Raw genomic sequence first — 17,333 nt, forward strand, 5'->3', positions numbered from 1 at the left:
CCACGCCGCCCGCGGAAGCGCACGCGGCCGCCAGTGACGCGCACCTCTTGACATAAGGCGAGCGCCGCCGCAGCGTGCTCATGTTGCCTACGCTCAGGTGCCCGCGGCCAACGTGACCGAGCCCGTGGCCTCCCGGCCCCGTCCCCCTCGATACTGGCGTACTGCGACGATCGCTGCGCTCTGCGCGGCCGCCGGCTCGCCGGTCTGGGGCGCCCTCTGCCTCGCCCGGGGTACGTCGGAGGAGAGCTGGCTGGTCTGGGCCGCCGAGGTGGCCTTCGCTGGGCTCCTCGGGTGGTTCTTGTTCGAGCCGCTACTGCACCACCTGCAGGCGGGGCGGGTGCCCGCGGTGTCCCGCGCTCGAGTCCGGTTGTTCAGGACCCTCGTGCAGGCCATCGGAGCGGTCGCGGCCGCGGTGCTCGCGGATGCCTACCGCGACGGCATCCTGGAGTCGCTCGACTCCTTTGGCGAGTGGGGAGGGACCTGCCTGATCCTGGGCCTCGTCACCTACGCCTGGCTGCGCGCACCCGCGGCGCCCTACGGCGAGGCCTCCGAGCGCGCCGAGTGGTATGCGGTACTGGGGGTGCTCGGATTCAGCCTGATTGCGGTCGCGATCCTCGCATACCGCATCTTCCACGACGCGGAGCGCGTCGACCCCACGGCCATCGACCAGGTGTTCTACGCGACCGTCTTCCGCACCGTGCTCTGGAGCGTCATCGCCCGCCTGGGGGTGCGCGTGCTCTTCCGGCCCTGGCCGCCCGCCTTGCTGTCGCGGCTGCTCCTGGCTGCCCTCGCCGCGGGTGCTCTCCTGGAAGCGGGCGTCGCGCTCGGGCTCTTGGTGGACTCCTCGCTGGCGCAGCGAACACTCAACGCGACCCCCGCGAAGGCCGTGCTCGTCTACCCGTTCATCACCGCCTGCTGGTGCTTTGGACTCTGGGTCGCCACGCCTCGTGACCTGGATCGAGTCTCCCAGCTGCCCGCGGCGCCCGCGCCGCGCATCAGCCATCGGGCTCGGCTCGGCCTCCTGTACGCGGCCATCCTGCTCGTGGCGCTCGCAACGCGCTTCTCGTTTCCACCCCGGACTCCCGCGCCGCACGAGGCGACTCCGCCCTACGACAGCCCACGGATCGCCTTCTTCGTCTCGGCGGAGAACGCGCCGGATCCGTACGGGCTCTACAACTTGCTCACCCCGGCGTTCCCCGGGCCGGCGGCCGCCACGCGCTACGTGCACGCGCTCATCACGGTCTCCCATGCCCCGCGGACGAGGCCTGGCCCGGTCGAGATCTCGTGCCGCCTCACTGGCGACGCCGACGCCGGGCCTGGAACCGTTAGCCGGCGACGGATCGAGGTGCCCGATCAGGTCGCCCGATCCCACGGCCGGCGCCAGACGTCCTGGGTCATGCCGTTCGGCGGACCCGACTACCGGTGGAGGGCCGGATCGTATAAGGTGGCGTGCACTCATTCCCGCGGAACCCTAGGTGGCGAGTTCGTGCTGCGCTGACGACGAGGAGGAGCGACCGACATGGCGGACGAAGCGTTCGACCCGAAGACGGTCACGGTGGAACAGCTCGCGGCCTATGCACGCCAGGTGCGACGGGCCCGCATTGGCGCCCTCGTTGCGGGCCTTGTGGCGGCGGCCATCGGCTTCTGGATCACGATCCGCTACGCACCGCAGTGGGTAGGAATCGTCATCATCGTTCTCGTGGGCGCCGGGGCCTACCGGCTCGTCTACGAGCTGCTCAAGCCGGCAGGCGCGAACATCAAGGCCGACTAGCGCCCCTGGATCCCACCGCGCGGACGCCCGATGCCACCCGGCAAAGGCGGAGACAAACATCGGGTGGGCCGGGCAGACCGTGGGACACACCGGTCACGAGACGCGCGGACCAACCGTGTTGTCTCATGCGACTGCTCGCGCCCGCACTTGCCCGAGAGGGCTGTCGTCACCCCGGGGACACCATTCCCGCGCCCCGCAGGAGCGCGACTGGCGACTCGCATGAGACCCGGTTCTGGGGCCGGCGACGAAGAACCCGAGCGAGTGCGGCCAACTGCCAGGCGCGTCTTGACAGGGGTGCCCGGCCTCGCGTGTAGTAGGTGGGCTCGGCTGTATCGGATCCCGAGCCGTGGAGGCCTGTGACATGCTCAAGTTCGGTCAAGCCCGGAAGGATGAACCTTCAGCGAAGGCCGAGCCGGCGCTCGATCCGCCCGTCTCACGCCCGCCGCTGCTGGTTCCCGATCCCCGGCCAGAGGAGGGCCCTCAGATGCCCAACAGCAACGTGAACAATGGCGAATCCATTCTGGCCGCCGGCCTCACGATCGAAGGAAAGATCGAGGGCACCGGCAACTTCCGTGTGGTCGGTCGGTTCAAGGGCGCGGTCAAGGTGAATGGCGAGTTGACCATCGAGCCCGGCGCCTTTGTCGAGGGCGAGATCACGGCCGATTCGGTCCTGGTCGCCGGGGATGTCCGCGGCCAGATTGTCGCGGCGTCTCGGGTGGAGTTCAAGGACTCCGGCACGCTGATCGGAGACGTGAAGGCGAGCAGCGTGGTGGTCTCCGCCGGATCCAAGATGCGGGGCAAGATGGAGTTCGGGTGGAAGGAGGGTGAAGGCGAGGCCGGGCCACTGGAGAACGGCTCTCAACTCTCGTCCCGCTGAGTGGCCTTCACCATGGTGGGCGAGTCGTGGAAGTGCCCACACTGCGGAGAGCGTATCCTGCGCAGCGCGGTCACGTGCCCGGCCTGCCGGCGCCATCTGCGCTTCGACGCCGTCACCAGCTCCCGTCCGGTCGTCCGGTCCACCCTGTGCCCGCTCAACGTCGAGGGCACTATCCGGCACTCCGCCGACGCCGCCCCCTCCGAATATTCCGTGATCATCGAGGTGCGAGAGGACCGGGGCGAGCTCATCGCCCGCCGCGTGGTGAACGTCGGGTCGCTCCAGCCCGGTCAAGCCCGGCATATCACGCTCCGCATCGAGATGCCCGCGCCGGAGCCCTCCGCCTCGCCCCCCGCGCCCGCGAACGCCCGGCATCCCTGACGCGGCCGCTCGCGAAGCCACCGGCCGCGGCATTGTCAAGGTCGCGCCGGTGTGACCGCGCGGTCATGGTCCTGTTCCTCGGGCAGATGGAACGCGCGAGTCGCCCTTGCTGCGCTATGCTCCCACCCCAGTCCCACCTCAGCGCGGAGGTAACCGATGGATGGCCTCAAGCAGATCCAAGTCGTCACGCAGGGCGACGGTTGGCACCTGGTCGGGTTGGATGACCACGGACGCGTCTGGTTCGGAACGACGCGACGGACGACCAGGGGACGAGCCATCGCGTGGACGCTCATGGACGAAGGCGTCGACTCGGAGCCTCAACCGACACCAGGACCACAGTCTCCGGAGACAGGGCCTGGGCCGGGGCGGTGGCCGTCTCGGCCCCGCACATAGCGCTGGGCGGTCCCGGGCTCGGCGACCTTGATCACGCGCGAGTGGACGCGACGGGAGTGGGCCGGCGGTGGTGTCGCCGCGCTGGCGATGCTGGCCGCCGGCTGCGCGACGATCTCCCCCGGCGAAGAGCGCAAGCTGGGGGGCGAGCAGGCCGACGAGATCGAGAAGAGCGTGGGGCTCGTGCGCGAGCCTCGACTCGTGGGCTACGTCCGTCAGGTCGGCGGTCGGCTGGCCCAGGCCGCGCAGCGACCCGACATCGCCTGGCAGTTCAACATCGCCGACGAGGACGATACGAACGCCTTCGCGCTCCCGGGCGGCTGGGTGTACGTGACGCGGGGCCTGCTGGCCCTGCTCAACGGCGAGGACGAGCTGGCCGGGGTCATCGGCCACGAGATGGCACACGTGCTGGAGCGCCACGCCGCGCAACGGGTCGGTGCCGCCACACCCTTCGCCGTGCTCTTCGGCGTGCCGGCGGCGATCCTCGGCACGGTGAGCCCGACTCTCGGCGGCATCGTCGGCGGCACCGGCCGGCTCGCATCCGGCGTGGCCCTGGCGTCGTACAGCCGCGAGCAGGAGCGCGAGGCCGACGACCGCGGCGTCGAGCTGGCCGCGCGCGCCGGCTGGAACCCGGGCGGGCTCGGCCGCGTGCTCCGGACGCTCGAGGCCGAAGAGGTGCTGGCCGGCGCCGATCCGAACCGGTCGCGCTTCTTCTCCGACCATCCGTCGAGCCATGAGCGGGTCGAGCGCCTCCAGGCGGCCGCGCGGCTTCCGGTGACGTCGGCCGCGCCCATCGCCCTCCATCGCGGCGCGTTCCTCGGTCGGCTCGAGGGACTGGTGGTCGGTGAGAATCCCGATGACGGCGTCTTCCTGGGGTCGCTCTTCGTGCATCCGGGCCTGGACGCCGCGATCGAGATGCCCGCGCAGTGGAAGACCGTGAACACGCCCGAAGTCGCCGGCGCGGTCGCGACGCCGGACGGAGACGCCGTGGTGCTGCTGAGCCTGGTCGCCGACGGCGACGATCCGGTGGCGGGAGCGCGGACCGACGGCCTCAAGGAGGCGCAGCTCAAGCAGCTCCAGCGCACGCAGATCGCCGGGCTCCCCGCCGCGCAGCTCCGCGCAGACACGCGCGACGGCAACCGCGTGCTGCTCACCTGGATCGCCCACCGAAAGCACGTGATGCGGGTGACGGGTCTCACTGCAGTCCGTCGGTGGGAGCGCTACGAACCCGCGATCGAACGGACGACGCGGAGCTTCCGCCCGCTCCGCCCCGCGGATCGCGAGCGCATCGTCGAGAGCCGTCTGCGGGTCCGCGAGGCGCGGGCGGGCGAGACCATCGAGCAGGTGCTCGCTCGTGGCGGAAGCACCTGGAACGCGGCCCGGATCGCGATGGCCAACGGCACCACGGTGAATGCGCGGCTCGACCCCGGCTGGCCGGTGAAGGTGCCGGTCGCCCAGCGCTACGTCCGTGCCGCGGGCCCCTGAGGCGCGGGCGCTACGGCGACTTCACGCAGCGGTCGATGACCGGGGCAATGCGATCGGGCCAGGAGCCCCAGGCGCGCAGCTCCACTTGCGATCCTCCGGCGGCGGGGCGCGCTCCGACGATGAAGGCGGGGTACTGGGCCTGGGCGCGGGCGACCAGCCGCCATCCGCCATCCCGCTCCTCCATCTGCGTCGGCAGATACGCCAGGCTGTTGAAGTAGCCCGACTCCTGGTCGATCTGGTCCTGAACGCACTGGGTCACCGCTCCGGGATTGGCCGACGACCTCCAGGTACGGTCGATGGGCCGATCCTGGAGCTCGGCCATGGTCGGGCCGGCGACGGCGCATCCGGGCAGCAGCAGGGCGAGCACGACCAGCCACGGGCCTCCGGTCTTCGCCACGGTCAGCACCTCGCCAGTCGATTGGGGTGTGGGCACGCCGCCGTTGTCACCTGGTGGCCGCCGGTGTGGACATCCGCTGGAACCCCTGCTTCTCGTAGTCCGCGATGCAGTCGTCCTGCGCGCGATAACCGTCGCCGGCCATGAAGCTGCGACGGGCCCCCACGCATCGGGCGATCTCGTGGCTCTCGGGGTTGTACATCATCACCGGCTCCTTCGTGGCGCAGCCCGTCATCGCGACCGCGAGGACCATCACGGCGAGCAGCCGCCCCGTCACGACCAGGCCTGCTGGACCGGTCGCGCCGGCCGGCGCAGCAGGCCGACCGCGATGGCGACGTTGAGCAGGTTCCAGAGGATACCGTTGATGAACGCGATCTGATAGGAGCCGGTCAGGTCGTAGATCACCCCGGACATCCAGCCGCCGAGGGCCATGCCGAACACGGTGGCCATCAGCACGGTGGCCACGCGCATCCCGGCCTCCTGCGGGGGATAGAACTCCCGGATGATGACGGCGTAGGCGGGGACGATGCCACCCTGGAAGAGCCCGAACAGGGCGGAGAGCGTGTAGAGCGAAGCCAGCCCGTGGAAGGGCAGGAAGAGCACGAGGGCGAGCATCTGCAGGCTCGAGCCCAGCAGGAGCGTCCGCCGCCCGCCGATGCGGTCGCAGATCCAGCCCGACGCGAGGCGGCTCACCACCCCGAACCCCAGCATCAGCGAGAGCATCTGGGCCCCGCGGGCCGCGCCGTGACCGAGATCGGCGGAATACGCGACGATGTGGACCTGCGGCATCGACATCGCCACGCAGCAGCTGAGCCCGGCGACGATGAGCACGACCTGGAGCGCGGCCGGCGACATCCCCAGCGGCTGCGCCGGCCGCCGGATCGCGTGCGCCGACGCGACAGCGGTCTCGCCGAGCGGTGACCGGCGGCGCAGCACGGCGGCGAGCGGCAGCATGGTGGCCACGCAGAACACCGCGATGCCGACGTAGGTGTGGCGCCAGCCCACCGTCTGGATGAAGTGCTGCACCACCGGCGGCCACACCGTTCCGGCCACGTAGCTGCCGCTGGCGATGATCGCGACCGCCATGCCGCGATGGCGGCTGAACCACAGCGAGGTGTCCGCGATGATCGGCGCGAAGGTGGCCGAGCTCGCGACGCCCACCAGCAGGCCCTGGGTCAGGATGAACTGCCAGAGGCTCGTGGCCTGGCTCGCCGCCACGTAGCCGAGCCCGAGCGCGATGGCGCCGCCCACGACGGGTAGCATGATGCCGATGCGGTCCGAGAGGCGGCCCATCACGATGCCGCCGAATCCGAAGCAGATCATCGTCATGGTGTAGGGCAGGGACGCGGCGGAGCGCGCCACGCCGAACTCGACCTGGACCGCCGGGAGGGCCACGATCACCGACCACATGCCCACCCCGCCGATCGCCGACAGCACGAGGGCGGCGCCGAGCCGAACCCACGCATACGTGGACTCCGGCACTCCAACCGTGATCTCGGCGTTGGCGTTTCGGACGTCGACGGCGCGGGTGGACATGAGCGCGTCCAGTATCGGCGATCGTCGAACGTTTGTACCCATCCAATTCGACATCGCGCGGCGACGGATGCGGCTGGTCCGGACACGGTATACTATCGGGCGCGCCGGAACGGGCGTCGCGCCCGTCGCGCGGAGGAGAGACATGGCAACGTCGATCGAGGTGCAGCCTCTCACCGGCGCTCTGGGCGCCGAGATTCACGGCCCCGACCTGAACGCCGACCTCGACGACGCCACGGTCGCCGCCATCCGGCGGGCGCTCCTCGACCATTGCGTCGTCTTCTTCCGCGATCAGCGCTTCGACGCCGACCGGCACAAGGCGCTCGCGCGCCGCTTCGGCGAGATCTTCATCCATCCCAACTACAAGGGCACCGGGCCCGATCCGGAGATCGTGGACATCCGCCGCGAGCCCGGCGACCTCCGCATCGTCGGCGAGGAGTGGCACACCGACACCACGATGATGCCGGAGCCGCCGATGGGCGCAATTCTCTACGCGATCGAGGTGCCCCCCTACGGCGGCGACACGCTCTTCGCCAACCAGTACCTCGCCTACGAGAGCCTCTCCGACGGGATGAAGCGGCTGCTGGAGGGCCTGCGGGCCGTCCACAGCGATCGCAAGGTGGCCGGTCCGCAGGCCGGGCTCAACGCCTACCGGGCCACGAAGGTGCGCGAGGACGCGGCCTGGCAGGAAACGGTCAGCGTGCACCCGGTCGTGCGCACGCATCCCGAGACCGGACGCAGGCTGCTGTTCGTCAACCACTCGTACACCATCCGGTTCGACGGCATGACCGAGGCCGAGAGCGCCCCGCTGCTCGGCTACCTGCTCGACCACGGGCACCGGCCCGAGTTCACCTGCCGGTTCCGCTGGGCCGCCGGCTCCGTCGCGTTCTGGGACAACCGCTGCGTCAAGCACCTCGCCGTTCACGACGCGGGCCGCTTCCGTCGGATCATGCGGCGCGTGCAGATCGCGGGCGACAAGCCGGTGTGATGGAGGCGTCGGCGCGACCGGCCTGCTAGACTCGCGGCCAATCTTCCGCTCAAGGGGGTTGGACATGCGAAAGATCCTTCTCGGCCTCGTCGTGGTGACGGTCACCATCGCCGGCTGCGGATTCGGCGTCACGCGCACGCCGTCCTGCAACCTCAAGGAGAAGGTGCTGAACGTCGTGCTGTCGACGCAGCGGCTGGACCGGCTGGCCCGCGAGTGGGCCGGGGCGCCCAGCGTCCTGCCCGAGATCGCCTGGGCGGACGCCGAAGCCGAGGTCTCGCTGAACAGCTTCTACTACGCCTGCGGCGAGCACACCACCGCGGGCGCGACGGGCGTGGTGGACGCGTCGGTCCGACTGCGGGCCGGCGATCTGGCCGCGGTGCGCGGGACGGCGGGCGACGCCGAGGCGGTTCGCCAACAGTTCCAGCAGGCCGCCGCCTCGTACCTGCAGACCGGCAAGAGCGCGAGACCGAACGGGTAGCGATCGAACAGGGGCGACCGATCACGCCGAGGCGAGGGCCGGGATCACGCTCTTGCCCATCAGCTCGATCGACCGCATGGTCGTCGGGTGATCCATGCGTGACTCCTGCGCCTCGAGGAGCAGATGACCGATGCCCAGCTCCTTCTGCACGCGGGCGAAGCGCTCCGCCACCTCGTCGGGCGTTCCCGCCACGATGTAGTAGTTGTCGACCAGCTCCTCGTAACTCATCTTCGAGAGCGACACCGAGCGCGCCCGAAGCGCGAACTGGCTGGCCGCCCGCGAGCGCATGCCCACCGGCGAGAAGTAGTCGACGGGACCGCGCAGGGTCGGTCCCATCCGCCACACGAAGTGGCGGCCGGCGTCGAGCGCGCGGGCTTTCGTATCGGCGGTGACCGCGCAGATCAGGAACCCGAGCTTGTCCGGCGTCACCGTCCGGCCCGCCTCCGCCGCGCCCTGCCGGTAGAAGTCGAACAGCTCGCGCGCCACCTCGAACGAGACCAGGAACGGCACGTAGGTGTAGCCCATGCGCCCCGCCCACACCGCGGTCTCCGGGCTCGCGGTGCCCGGCACCCAGATCGGCGGGTGTGGCTTCTGGAGGGGAAGGCACCACGGATTCACGTGGCGGAAATGGTAGTGCCGGCCCTCCCAGCGGAATGGTCCCGGCGTCGTCCAGCACTTGAGGATCAGGTCGTGACATTCCTCGAACCGCTCGCGGTTGTGCACCGGGTTGCTGTTGGCCCACCAGCTCTCGACGCCGACGCCGCGCACGAAGCCGCTCAGGACCCGGCCGCCCGAGATCAGGTCGGCCATCGCGATCTGCTCGGCCATCTGCACCGGGTTGTCCTGGATCGGCAGGATGTTGCCGAGGATCAGCAGCTTCGCGCGCTTCGTGGTGCGGGCCAGGATGCCGGCGGTCATGTTGGCCGACACGTTCACGCAGGACGGCGTCGAGTGGTGCTCGTTGATCATCAGCCCGGCGAAGCCGGCCTGGTCGGCGAAGTCGTACTCGTCGAGATAGCGCTGGTAGTTGCGCCGGGCGATCTCCGGCGAGAAGAACGTGTTGGGAAACGTCAGGCGCAGCGAGGGGTACTTGTCGCCCTCCGCGTCGGGATACTCGTGGTGGGGCATCTCGCTGAAGTAGTAGAGCTTCACGTCACGCCCTCCCGAGGAAGTCCAGCACCAGCCCCGCGAAGACGTCGGGCTGCTCGATCGGGGGCAGGTGGCCGCAGCGCTCGAGCACGCGCAGCGTCGCGTTGGGCAGCCGGCGCCGGTACTGCTCGCCGCAGATCACCGGCACGATCCCGTCCTCGCGCCCCCAGACGATCAGGGTCGGGTTCGTCACGCGCGGCAGGAAGTGGGGCAGCCGCGGATCGAACATGTAGGGCTTCCAGGCGAGACGGGCCGTCATCTCCCGGTTGCGCAGCGCGATCTCCATCTCCGCGGGACCGGGTCCGGCCCCGAACAGGTCGGCCCACTCCGGCACGGTGGATGCGTCGTGGATGCTGTAGCCGAGCAGCTCCTCGGGCGAGTGGAAGAAGATGTCGCGGATCTCGCCCTCATCGGGCTTGAGGCCGGTCGGGCTCACCAGCACGAGACGGTCGATCGCGCCCGGGCACATCGTGGCCAGCTCGGCGGCGATCCAGCCGCCGATCGAGTGGCCGAGCAGGTGCACCCGCGAGAGGCCCATCACGTCGAGAAACCAGAGGTAGAAGCGGGCCAGATCGTCGATGCTCTCCATCCAGTCCGCCGCGTCGGAGCGGCCGAAGCCGGGATGGGTCGGCGCGTAGACCGTGTACCGCCCGCCCACCGCGGCCATCCAGCGACGCCAACCCCGGTTGCCCCCGGCGCCGTGCAGCACCACCAGGGGATCGCCCTGGCCTCCGATCACGACGTGCACCTTCGTGGCTCCGACGGCGATCAGCTCTTCGCGAGGCGGCACCGGGCGACGGCTCCTCTCCGCAGGATGGACCGAGGGTAGACGATACCAGTCGGCGGTCCGCCGGGGCGCTCGAAGTTGACCGCGGCGGCGCCCTACCGCGCGCGCGCGTCGAGGCCGCCGTCCAAGCGACCCGATGCTTCCGGACACGACTCGGGCGCGAGGATCCCGAGCATCATGTCCGCGGCGACGACCGCGGGGTCCGAGAGGTCCCGCAGCTGCCCCTTCATCAAGGCGCTCTTCTCGCAGGCCGTCGGCCTCAGCAATCCCGCCGGCGCCTCCGCCAGCCGGCTCGGCGGCGCGGCCGACGCGCATCCGGCCAGGAGCAGCGCGAGGACGGCCGGGCGCCAGCCTCCCCGTCGGCCGTCGCTCAGCGCTCCACCCCGGATCAATCCCGCTTGATGATGACCGCGGTGCGATCGTCGTCGGCCGGCACCCCGTGGGTGAAGCGCGCCAGCGCGTGCCGGAGCGCCGACATCATCTCGGCGGCCCGGCTCTTGCGATGGCGCGTCAGCACGTCGATCACACGGCCGGTGCCGAAGCGCTCGCCCTGCGCGTCGGCCGCGTCCACCACGCCGTCGGACAGCACGGCGAACACGTCGCCCGGCTCCATGCGCAGCGGCGCCCGCAAGGTCACCTCGAGGTCGTCCATGCATCCGAGCGGGACGGTATCCGTCTCCAGCACGACGCAGGAATCCTCGGCGGCCCGGTAGTAGAGCAGGGGACCCTGACCGCAGCTGAATCCGGTCAGGGTCCGCTCCTGCGCGTCCAGCTCGCCGATCCACGCGCTGACGAAGCGGCCGTCGGTCAGGTCGGCGCAGAGCTGCGCGTTCAGGTGGCGGATGAAGGCGGGCAGATCCTCGCCCACCCGGATCGCCATCCGCAGCATGGAGCGCACCTGGGTGACGGACAGCGCCGGCCCGATCCCGTGGCCGCTCGCATCGGCCAGCAGCAGCACCGCCCGCCCGGCCTCGCTGGCCGACAGGCGAAGGTCGCGGGAGCCGGGCGCGCGGTGGTAGCCAATGACGTCGTAGGTGTCGCCGCCGGTCTCCTCGGCGGGCTCGCTCCAGCCATCGATGTCGAAGCCCGGCACCACCGGAATGCGCTCGGGCAAGGTGTCCTGCTGGATCCGCCGCGCGGCCCGCAGATCCCCCTCGAGCTTGAGCAGCGTCTGCAGCGAGGCACGCATGCGGCCGTGCGTCTCGGCCAGCCGATGGACCTCGCGGATCGAGGAGACCACCGCCGGGCCGGGCTCGAGGTCGCCCCGGCTGATCCGGTCGCTCTCGCGTACCAGCGCCTCGATCGGCCGGCTGTAGAGCCGCGCGAGCCTCACCGTGCGGCCGATGGCGAGCACGAGCCCGGCGAGCATCACCAGCAGGATACCCAGGCGGAGATAGCCCAGGCTTCCCAGCAGGTCGGACTCCGGCACCATCACCTCGATCGTGAGCTGCCGGGTCGGGCCCAGCTGGAAGGGGCTCATCTGCGCCCACCAGGCGTCGCCCTCGCTCACCAACGGCATGGGCCCCGCGGCTCCGGGCGATCGCGACGTCAGGGCGCGGGTGGCGTCGCTGACCACGCGGATGCCCAGATCGTCGGGACTCTTCAGCAGCATCCCCAGCTGCCGCTCGGGCGCCAGCGAGCGCGAATGTCTCGGCAAGCCGATCACGCGCCCCTGATCACTCAGCACCATGACCGCGCCGAGCTCTCCGACGCGCAGGGCCGTGGTGAACTTCGAGATATCGGTTAGCAGCAGGTCGATCGCGATCACCCGCACCAGCCCATCGCGACCCGTGAACGCGAGGGCCGCCGTCACCCCCGGCATCTTGAGCGTGTAGAACATGTACGGGTCCGTCCAGAACACCCCGTCGGCCGTGACGGCCTGATCCGGCCGCGCGTCCCGCGCCCGGACCGCCCCCTCGTACCAGGGCCGCTGCCGGGGATCGTAGTCGTCGTCTTCCCACGAGGCCACGGGCTCCGGGTGCGCGTCCGACCATTTGAGCCAGGCCACCCGGCCTCCCCAGACGTCGCGGCGCGTCTGGCGGCTCTGCCAGGTCTCGCCGACGTGGAACAGGATGTGCTGGCGGCCCCGCTCGTCGGACACCATGACCGCCGAGATCTGCGGATTGCTGCGCAGGAGCGGGGTCAGCAGGCGGTTCATCGCGGCCGCGTCGTCCGGCTGCAGGAGGCCCGACTCCTCCCAGGCGCGAATCACTCCGAGCTGGCTGATCACCGGCTCGAAGAAGCGCCGCAGCTCGACGTGGACCTGGCCGATCGTCTCGCGCAGGATGGAGCGGGACAGCCGCTCCACGGTGGCCTTCGAGCCCATGAAGGTCAGCGCCATGATCGCGCCGCCCAGCAGCACGATCGTCACGGCGAGGTTGGCGAGCAGGCTCTGATAGATGGACAGGGAGCGACGGCGCCGGGTGAACACGCGGTTCCTCGCGGGCGATCCTGCCTACCGCATCCCCGGTTGTCAACGAGCGCCGTGGAACGCTACGATCGGACACGACGGGTGCACGACACTCTCACGGAGGCACCAGACATGAGCGGAGACCGCGGCGGACTGGAGTTCACGGACGTGGTGGGGTCGGTCGACGAGCTGCGCGCGCTCATGGGCGAGCCCTCGGAGGTGGCCCTGCGCAAGGACATCGGCCGGATCGACGAGCACTGCCGCGCCTTCATCGCGCGCTCGCCCTTCGTCCTGATCGCCACGTCGGATCGCGCCGGCCGCTGCGACGTCAGCCCGAAGGGCGACGCGCCCGGCTTCGTCCTGGTCGCGAACGACCAGCACCTGCTGATCCCCGATCGCCCGGGCAACAAGCGCTTCGACGGCATGCGCAACCTGCTCGACAACCCGGGAATCGGCCTCCTCTTCCTGGTACCGGGGAGCGAGGAGACCCTGCGGATCAACGGACGAGCCCGGATCGTGCGCGATCCGGAGTGGCTGGCCCGCCTGGTCGCGCAGGGCAAGACCCCGCAGCTGGCCATCGCGGTCGAGGTCGAGGAGGCGTTCCTCCACTGCGCGAAGTGCGTGAAGCGGTCCGGGCTCTGGGAGCCCGCGCGCTGGCCCGATCGTTCGGGCATGGCCTCGCCGGCCCAGATGTTCCGCGATCACGCCCGGCTCACGATGACGGTCGAAGAGCTCGATCAGCGTCTGCAGGAGGGCTATCGCAAGAACCTCTACTGAGCCTGCACAGATCTGCACATCTCGCGCCGACCCGTCGCGCGCCGCTGTCAATGCGTACACGCGCGGTGTTGCATTTGCACACGGCCTCGCGCGCGGCCCGCCGCGATTTCACGCTTCGAGCCGAGCCTTCCGCCTGCCGGCGGCGGCAAGCCCGTGGCACAGCCGATGCAGTAGCTCTCCAGACTCACCATGAAAGCGTTGCCGGGTCGTCTGGGCCTCGCGCTGGTCGCCGCGCTGCTCGCTCTGCTCACCGCGAGCCCGAGCGAAGCGAGCGGTCCGACGGACCTCCTGCGCACCGTCTTCGCCGAAGCCAACAAGATCCTGAAGAACCCGGCCACCGACGATCGGCCACACGAGCGGCTCGCGGCGATCCGCAACCTCTTCAGCCGCGTCTTCGACTTCCGGGGGGCCGCCGAGCGCTCCCTGGGCCGGCAGTGGCAGGCGAGGAGCCTCGCCGAGCAGAGCGAGTTCACGCGGGTCTTCGCGGACTTCGTGCAGCGCGGGTTCGTCTACTGGATCGCCTCGGTGGCGGAGATCGACCCGAACGGCGCCGGCGTCACCGTGCAGTACCTCGGCGAGTCGGTGCAGCGCGACGGCGCGGTCGTCCAGACCGCGATCCTCGGTCGGGGCGGTCGGCTGATCCGGCTCGATCACGACATGGTCGTGCGGGACCGGCGGTGGATGGTGCGCGACGTGACGATCGACGGACTCAGCCTGGTCGGCAGCTATCGGGCCCAGTTCGAGCACGTCATCCGCGTGTCCTCCTACCGTGAGCTCGTCGAGCGGATGCGCGCCCGGGCCACCGAGGCGACGCGGCCCCAGCCCGCGTCGGCCACCGAGGCGGCGCCCTCACTCCTGCTCCCGAAGGGCGTGCAGATCGAAGGGCGCTGAACGATCAGCGCCGCACCACGCGGTTGAGCACGAAGCTGACCACCGAGATGATGAGCGACCCCAGCAGTGCCGGCACGAAGCCGTCCACCCGGAAGCCCAGCCCCATCCCCTGCGCGATCCAGCTGGTCAGGATGAGCATCAGCGCGTTGACCACGAACGTGAAGAGGCCCAGGGTCAGGATCGTCAGCGGCAGGGTGAACAGCAGCACGATCGGCCGGATGATCACGTTGACCACTCCGAAGATCAGCGCGACGATGCCGAGGGTGAGCCAGTCGTCCGGCTTCGTCGCGCCTCTCGCCACGCTCAGATAGATTCCCGGCACCAGCCACGCGGCCACCAGCAGGGCCACCGCGTTGATGATCAGCCGTATCAGTAGGAACATGGCCACCTCCGCCTAGACCCTAGTCGCTTCCGCACCGGCACGCAATGGTCTCCGGCCCGCGGAAGTGTGGTAGCGTCCCCCGCATGGAACGCGACTTCATCGGATACGGACGAACGCCGCCGGTGGTGCCGTGGCCCAACGGGGCGCGCCTCGCGGTGCAGGTGTCGGTGGCGTACGAGGAGGGCGGCGAGTACTCGCTGCTCGACGGACCGCGACGCGAGACGATGGGCGAGGTGCCCTCGCCGGTGCCGCTCGACCGGCGCGACCTCTTCAACGAGTCCTTCTTCGAGTACGGCAGCCGGGTCGGGGTGTGGCGCATCCTCGATCTCTGCCGCGCCCACGGCGTGCCCGCCTCGTGGTGGGCGTGCGCCCGGGCGCTCGAGCGCAACCCGGAGGTGGCCCGCGCCCTCGTGGAGGCCGGCCACGAGATCTGCGGCCACGGCTACGGCTGGGAAGACTTCCATTCGGCGAGCCGCGACGAGGAGCGCGAGAACATCCGGCGCACCGTGGACTCGCTGGCCCGCACCACCGGCCAGCGCCCGCTCGGCTGGTTCACCCGCTACGCGTGCAGCCCGAACACCCGCGAGCTTCTGGTCGAGGAGGGCGGCTTCCTCTACGACAGCCTCGGACTGAACGACGATCTGCCGTACTACGTGACGGTGAAGCGACGGCCGTGGCTGGTGGTGCCGTACACCTTCGAGATCAACGATGCGCGCTTCTGGCGGGGCGGGCTGGTCAGCGTCGGCGACTTCGGAGAGTACATGCGATCGGCGTTCGACTGTCTCTACGCCGAAGCGGCGCGGGTGCCCCGCATGATGTCCATCGGACTGCACTGCCGCATCGCGGGAACGCCCGCCCGCTCCCGCGCGTTCGCGGGCTTCCTGGACTACGTCACGCAGTTCTCCGACGTGTGGCTCGCCCGCCGGGTGGACATCGCCCGGTGGTGGCTCGAGCATCAGCCTCCGGCGCGGGCGAGCACCTCGGCGTAGCTCGAGGCGCGCTCCATCCGTCCGCCGAGATCCCGGGCGAGCAGGAGGGCGTGAACCCGGGGCAGCTTCCAGCAGGGCACGAACACGATCAGCTCGGCGATGTCACGGATGCGCGTGACCACCTGGTGCCAGGTCGCCCGCGGCAGCACCCACAGGACCAGATAGAGCATCCAGCCGCCCATCGCCGCGCAGATCCCGAAGAGTACCGCGTGGGCGACCAACGGCGCGCCAAGGCGGCGCCAGGTCACGGCGAGGCCGTCGGGCCGACGCCAGGAGGCGATCCGGGTCAGCGCCGTGAAGCCGCAGAGGTCCCCGAGCAGGGCCAGCGCGAGGCGAGGGCGCGCGAGCGGCCAGCGCGCCGAGAGCATCAGGTCGGGGTCCTCCGGCGGCTGCGTGTGGCGATGGTGCAGGTGATGGCAGCGCCGGTACTGGCGCAGATCCGCCCCCAGCGGGGCCGCGCAGAGCCACGTGCCCACCCAGGTGTTCAGGCGCGCCTGGGGAAAGAGCAGCCAGTGGGCCGGCTCGTGCATGAGCCCCAGCAATCCGAGCTGCCAGGCCCCGATGATCACGATGGCCAGCGCCAGCGTGAGCGCCGATGGCCGCGCCACGTACAGCGCCGCGGCGACCGCGATGGTGAGCCACGCGTGCGCGACGAGCAGCCCGCCCCGCCGCGCGGAAGCGCGCCGGAATAGGACCAGACGATGCGGCCTCACGGCCGGCTTGACCTCCGCACGCCCCTCGCGCAGAGTGTCGCCCATGACCACCACCACGACCGCCTCCGGCCCCAGCATCGCGCTGCTCATGGAGATCAATGCCGCCTTCAACAGCCGCGACGTCGACCGCATCCTGGCTTTCTTCGCCGATGACGCGACCTTCCTGATGGCGCGCGGACCCGAGCCCTGCGGCCGCCGGGTCCACGGCAAGGCCGCCATCGGCCGCGTGCTCGCCGACCGCTTCAAGGTCATCAGCGACATGCGCTGGGACCACGTCGACCACTTCGTGACCGGCAACCGGGCCGTCTCGGTCTGGATGGTGACCGGCACCGGCGCGGACGGCGAGAAGCTGAACTATCAGGGCAGCGACATCTACGAGTTCCGCGGCGACAAGATCCTCAACAAGGACACGTACTGGAAGCTCGTCGAGGCGGGCGGCCGGCTGTAGCGGCCGCTCACCGATAGCGCGGGTGCCATTCCCGCCCCGTCCACGTCGTCCAGCGGACGGGCTCGAGCCGCACCAGCACCCGCGGCCGCTGGATGGTGTGCTCGGCGTACCGCGGGCCATCGGGCCCCAGGTACCGGCGCGAGAGGCGGTGGGTCAGGTCGAGCAGCGCCGGGCTGGCGGGCGGCGCGATCGGGCCCTCGAGGATCCGCGCGTGCGCCTGCACCTGCACGCGCGTGTGGTGCGCGTGCCCATCGTCGGCGACGTGGAAGGCCACTCGCGGGTTCACCCGGATGTGGGCGATCCACTGCGCGCGCTCGCGCCCGACCACCAGGAAGGCGCGCCGATCGCGCTCGAACTCGTACCAGACCGGCGCCACGTAGGGCCAGCCCTCGGCGGTGACGGTGGCGATGCGGCCGTTCCACGGCTCGGCCAGGAAGACGGCCAGCTCGTCCTCGGTGAGGGCTCCGATCTTATCGCTCGGCTCGTAGGTCAT

21 protein-coding genes are annotated in these 17,333 nt (G+C 70.5%); 11 read left to right on the plus strand and 10 right to left on the minus strand.

Annotated elements, in window-relative coordinates; all coding sequences use genetic code 11:
- Positions 1 to 112 precede the first annotated feature (112 nt).
- From VKN16_08100 to VKN16_08120, 5 genes are all read left to right on the plus strand, one after another.
- The gene (locus tag VKN16_08100) at positions 113 to 1,498 is read left to right on the plus strand and encodes a hypothetical protein (protein ID HME94160.1); all 1,386 of its coding nucleotides are present in this window, start codon (positions 113 to 115) and stop codon (positions 1,496 to 1,498) included.
- Between the two features lie 21 nt (positions 1,499 to 1,519).
- Positions 1,520 to 1,771, plus strand: a complete 252-nt coding sequence (locus VKN16_08105) for a hypothetical protein (GenBank protein HME94161.1) — start codon at positions 1,520 to 1,522, stop codon at positions 1,769 to 1,771.
- A gap of 361 nt (positions 1,772 to 2,132) precedes the next feature.
- Positions 2,133 to 2,648: a polymer-forming cytoskeletal protein gene (locus VKN16_08110; GenBank protein ID HME94162.1), complete on the plus strand. Its 516-nt coding sequence runs from the start codon at positions 2,133 to 2,135 to the stop codon at positions 2,646 to 2,648.
- The gene (locus tag VKN16_08115; GenBank protein ID HME94163.1) at positions 2,649 to 3,026 is read left to right on the plus strand and encodes a hypothetical protein; all 378 of its coding nucleotides are present in this window, start codon (positions 2,649 to 2,651) and stop codon (positions 3,024 to 3,026) included.
- A 420-nt stretch (positions 3,027 to 3,446) separates the two neighbouring features.
- Positions 3,447 to 4,901: a M48 family metalloprotease gene (locus VKN16_08120; GenBank protein HME94164.1), complete on the plus strand. Its 1,455-nt coding sequence runs from the start codon at positions 3,447 to 3,449 to the stop codon at positions 4,899 to 4,901.
- Positions 4,902 to 4,911: 10 nt separating this feature from the next.
- On the opposite strand, the gene VKN16_08125 is transcribed toward VKN16_08120, so the two are convergent.
- Genes VKN16_08125 through VKN16_08135 form a run of 3 tightly spaced genes read right to left on the minus strand, consistent with a single transcriptional unit; the run spans position 4,912 to position 6,831 of the window.
- A complete protein-coding gene (locus VKN16_08125; protein ID HME94165.1) occupies positions 4,912 to 5,298 on the minus strand; it encodes a hypothetical protein in 387 nt (128 codons plus the stop codon).
- Positions 5,299 to 5,344: 46 nt separating this feature from the next.
- Positions 5,345 to 5,572, minus strand: a complete 228-nt coding sequence (locus VKN16_08130) for a hypothetical protein (protein HME94166.1) — start codon at positions 5,570 to 5,572, stop codon at positions 5,345 to 5,347.
- Positions 5,569 to 6,831 (minus strand): MFS transporter, encoded by a 1,263-nt coding sequence (locus tag VKN16_08135; protein ID HME94167.1) that lies wholly within the window; start codon positions 6,829 to 6,831, stop codon positions 5,569 to 5,571. The genes VKN16_08130 and VKN16_08135 overlap by 4 nt, the downstream gene beginning before the upstream one ends.
- 142 nt (positions 6,832 to 6,973) lie before the next feature.
- On the opposite strand from VKN16_08135, the gene VKN16_08140 reads away from it, so the two are divergent.
- Both VKN16_08140 and VKN16_08145 read left to right on the plus strand, forming a co-directional pair.
- A complete protein-coding gene (locus tag VKN16_08140) occupies positions 6,974 to 7,816 on the plus strand; it encodes a TauD/TfdA family dioxygenase (protein HME94168.1) in 843 nt (280 codons plus the stop codon).
- Between the two features lie 64 nt (positions 7,817 to 7,880).
- Complete coding sequence (locus tag VKN16_08145; protein ID HME94169.1) at positions 7,881 to 8,294, plus strand: hypothetical protein; 414 nt, start codon at positions 7,881 to 7,883, stop codon at positions 8,292 to 8,294.
- A gap of 21 nt (positions 8,295 to 8,315) precedes the next feature.
- On the opposite strand, the gene VKN16_08150 is transcribed toward VKN16_08145, so the two are convergent.
- The 4 genes from VKN16_08150 to VKN16_08165 all read right to left on the minus strand — a co-directional run bounded on the left by VKN16_08150 (position 8,316) and on the right by VKN16_08165 (position 12,661).
- Positions 8,316 to 9,446: an LLM class flavin-dependent oxidoreductase gene (locus VKN16_08150; protein ID HME94170.1), complete on the minus strand. Its 1,131-nt coding sequence runs from the start codon at positions 9,444 to 9,446 to the stop codon at positions 8,316 to 8,318.
- Position 9,447: 1 nt separating this feature from the next.
- Positions 9,448 to 10,233: an alpha/beta hydrolase gene (locus VKN16_08155; protein HME94171.1), complete on the minus strand. Its 786-nt coding sequence runs from the start codon at positions 10,231 to 10,233 to the stop codon at positions 9,448 to 9,450.
- A gap of 92 nt (positions 10,234 to 10,325) precedes the next feature.
- On the minus strand, positions 10,326 to 10,460 hold the full coding sequence (locus VKN16_08160; GenBank protein ID HME94172.1) for a hypothetical protein: 135 nt from the start codon (positions 10,458 to 10,460) through the stop codon (positions 10,326 to 10,328).
- Between the two features lie 158 nt (positions 10,461 to 10,618).
- Complete coding sequence (locus VKN16_08165) at positions 10,619 to 12,661, minus strand: SpoIIE family protein phosphatase (GenBank protein ID HME94173.1); 2,043 nt, start codon at positions 12,659 to 12,661, stop codon at positions 10,619 to 10,621.
- Positions 12,662 to 12,772: 111 nt separating this feature from the next.
- On the opposite strand from VKN16_08165, the gene VKN16_08170 reads away from it, so the two are divergent.
- Complete coding sequence (locus VKN16_08170; protein HME94174.1) at positions 12,773 to 13,417, plus strand: pyridoxamine 5'-phosphate oxidase family protein; 645 nt, start codon at positions 12,773 to 12,775, stop codon at positions 13,415 to 13,417.
- Positions 13,418 to 13,606: 189 nt separating this feature from the next.
- Positions 13,607 to 14,308, plus strand: a complete 702-nt coding sequence (locus VKN16_08175) for an ABC transporter substrate-binding protein (GenBank protein ID HME94175.1) — start codon at positions 13,607 to 13,609, stop codon at positions 14,306 to 14,308.
- 4 nt (positions 14,309 to 14,312) lie between these two features.
- Here the strand turns inward: VKN16_08175 and VKN16_08180 are convergent, their stop codons facing one another.
- A complete protein-coding gene (locus tag VKN16_08180; GenBank protein HME94176.1) occupies positions 14,313 to 14,690 on the minus strand; it encodes a phage holin family protein in 378 nt (125 codons plus the stop codon).
- Positions 14,691 to 14,773: 83 nt separating this feature from the next.
- On the opposite strand from VKN16_08180, the gene VKN16_08185 reads away from it, so the two are divergent.
- Positions 14,774 to 15,679: a polysaccharide deacetylase family protein gene (locus VKN16_08185; protein ID HME94177.1), complete on the plus strand. Its 906-nt coding sequence runs from the start codon at positions 14,774 to 14,776 to the stop codon at positions 15,677 to 15,679.
- Here the strand turns inward: VKN16_08185 and VKN16_08190 are convergent.
- Positions 15,646 to 16,470: a fatty acid desaturase gene (locus VKN16_08190; protein ID HME94178.1), complete on the minus strand. Its 825-nt coding sequence runs from the start codon at positions 16,468 to 16,470 to the stop codon at positions 15,646 to 15,648. The two genes, VKN16_08185 and VKN16_08190, sit on opposite strands and share 34 nt — an antisense overlap.
- Between VKN16_08190 and VKN16_08195 the strand changes: the two genes are divergently transcribed.
- Positions 16,436 to 16,840, plus strand: coding sequence for a nuclear transport factor 2 family protein (locus VKN16_08195; GenBank protein HME94179.1), 405 nt, complete (start codon positions 16,436 to 16,438; stop codon positions 16,838 to 16,840). The genes VKN16_08190 and VKN16_08195 overlap by 35 nt on opposite strands.
- 7 nt (positions 16,841 to 16,847) lie before the next feature.
- Here VKN16_08195 and VKN16_08200 read toward each other — a convergent pair whose 3' ends face one another.
- On the minus strand, positions 16,848 to 17,333 hold the full coding sequence (locus VKN16_08200; GenBank protein HME94180.1) for a pyridoxamine 5'-phosphate oxidase family protein: 486 nt from the start codon (positions 17,331 to 17,333) through the stop codon (positions 16,848 to 16,850).

Source organism: Candidatus Methylomirabilota bacterium (assembly GCA_035315345.1).
Classification (GTDB): domain Bacteria; phylum Methylomirabilota; class Methylomirabilia; order Rokubacteriales; family CSP1-6; genus CAMLFJ01.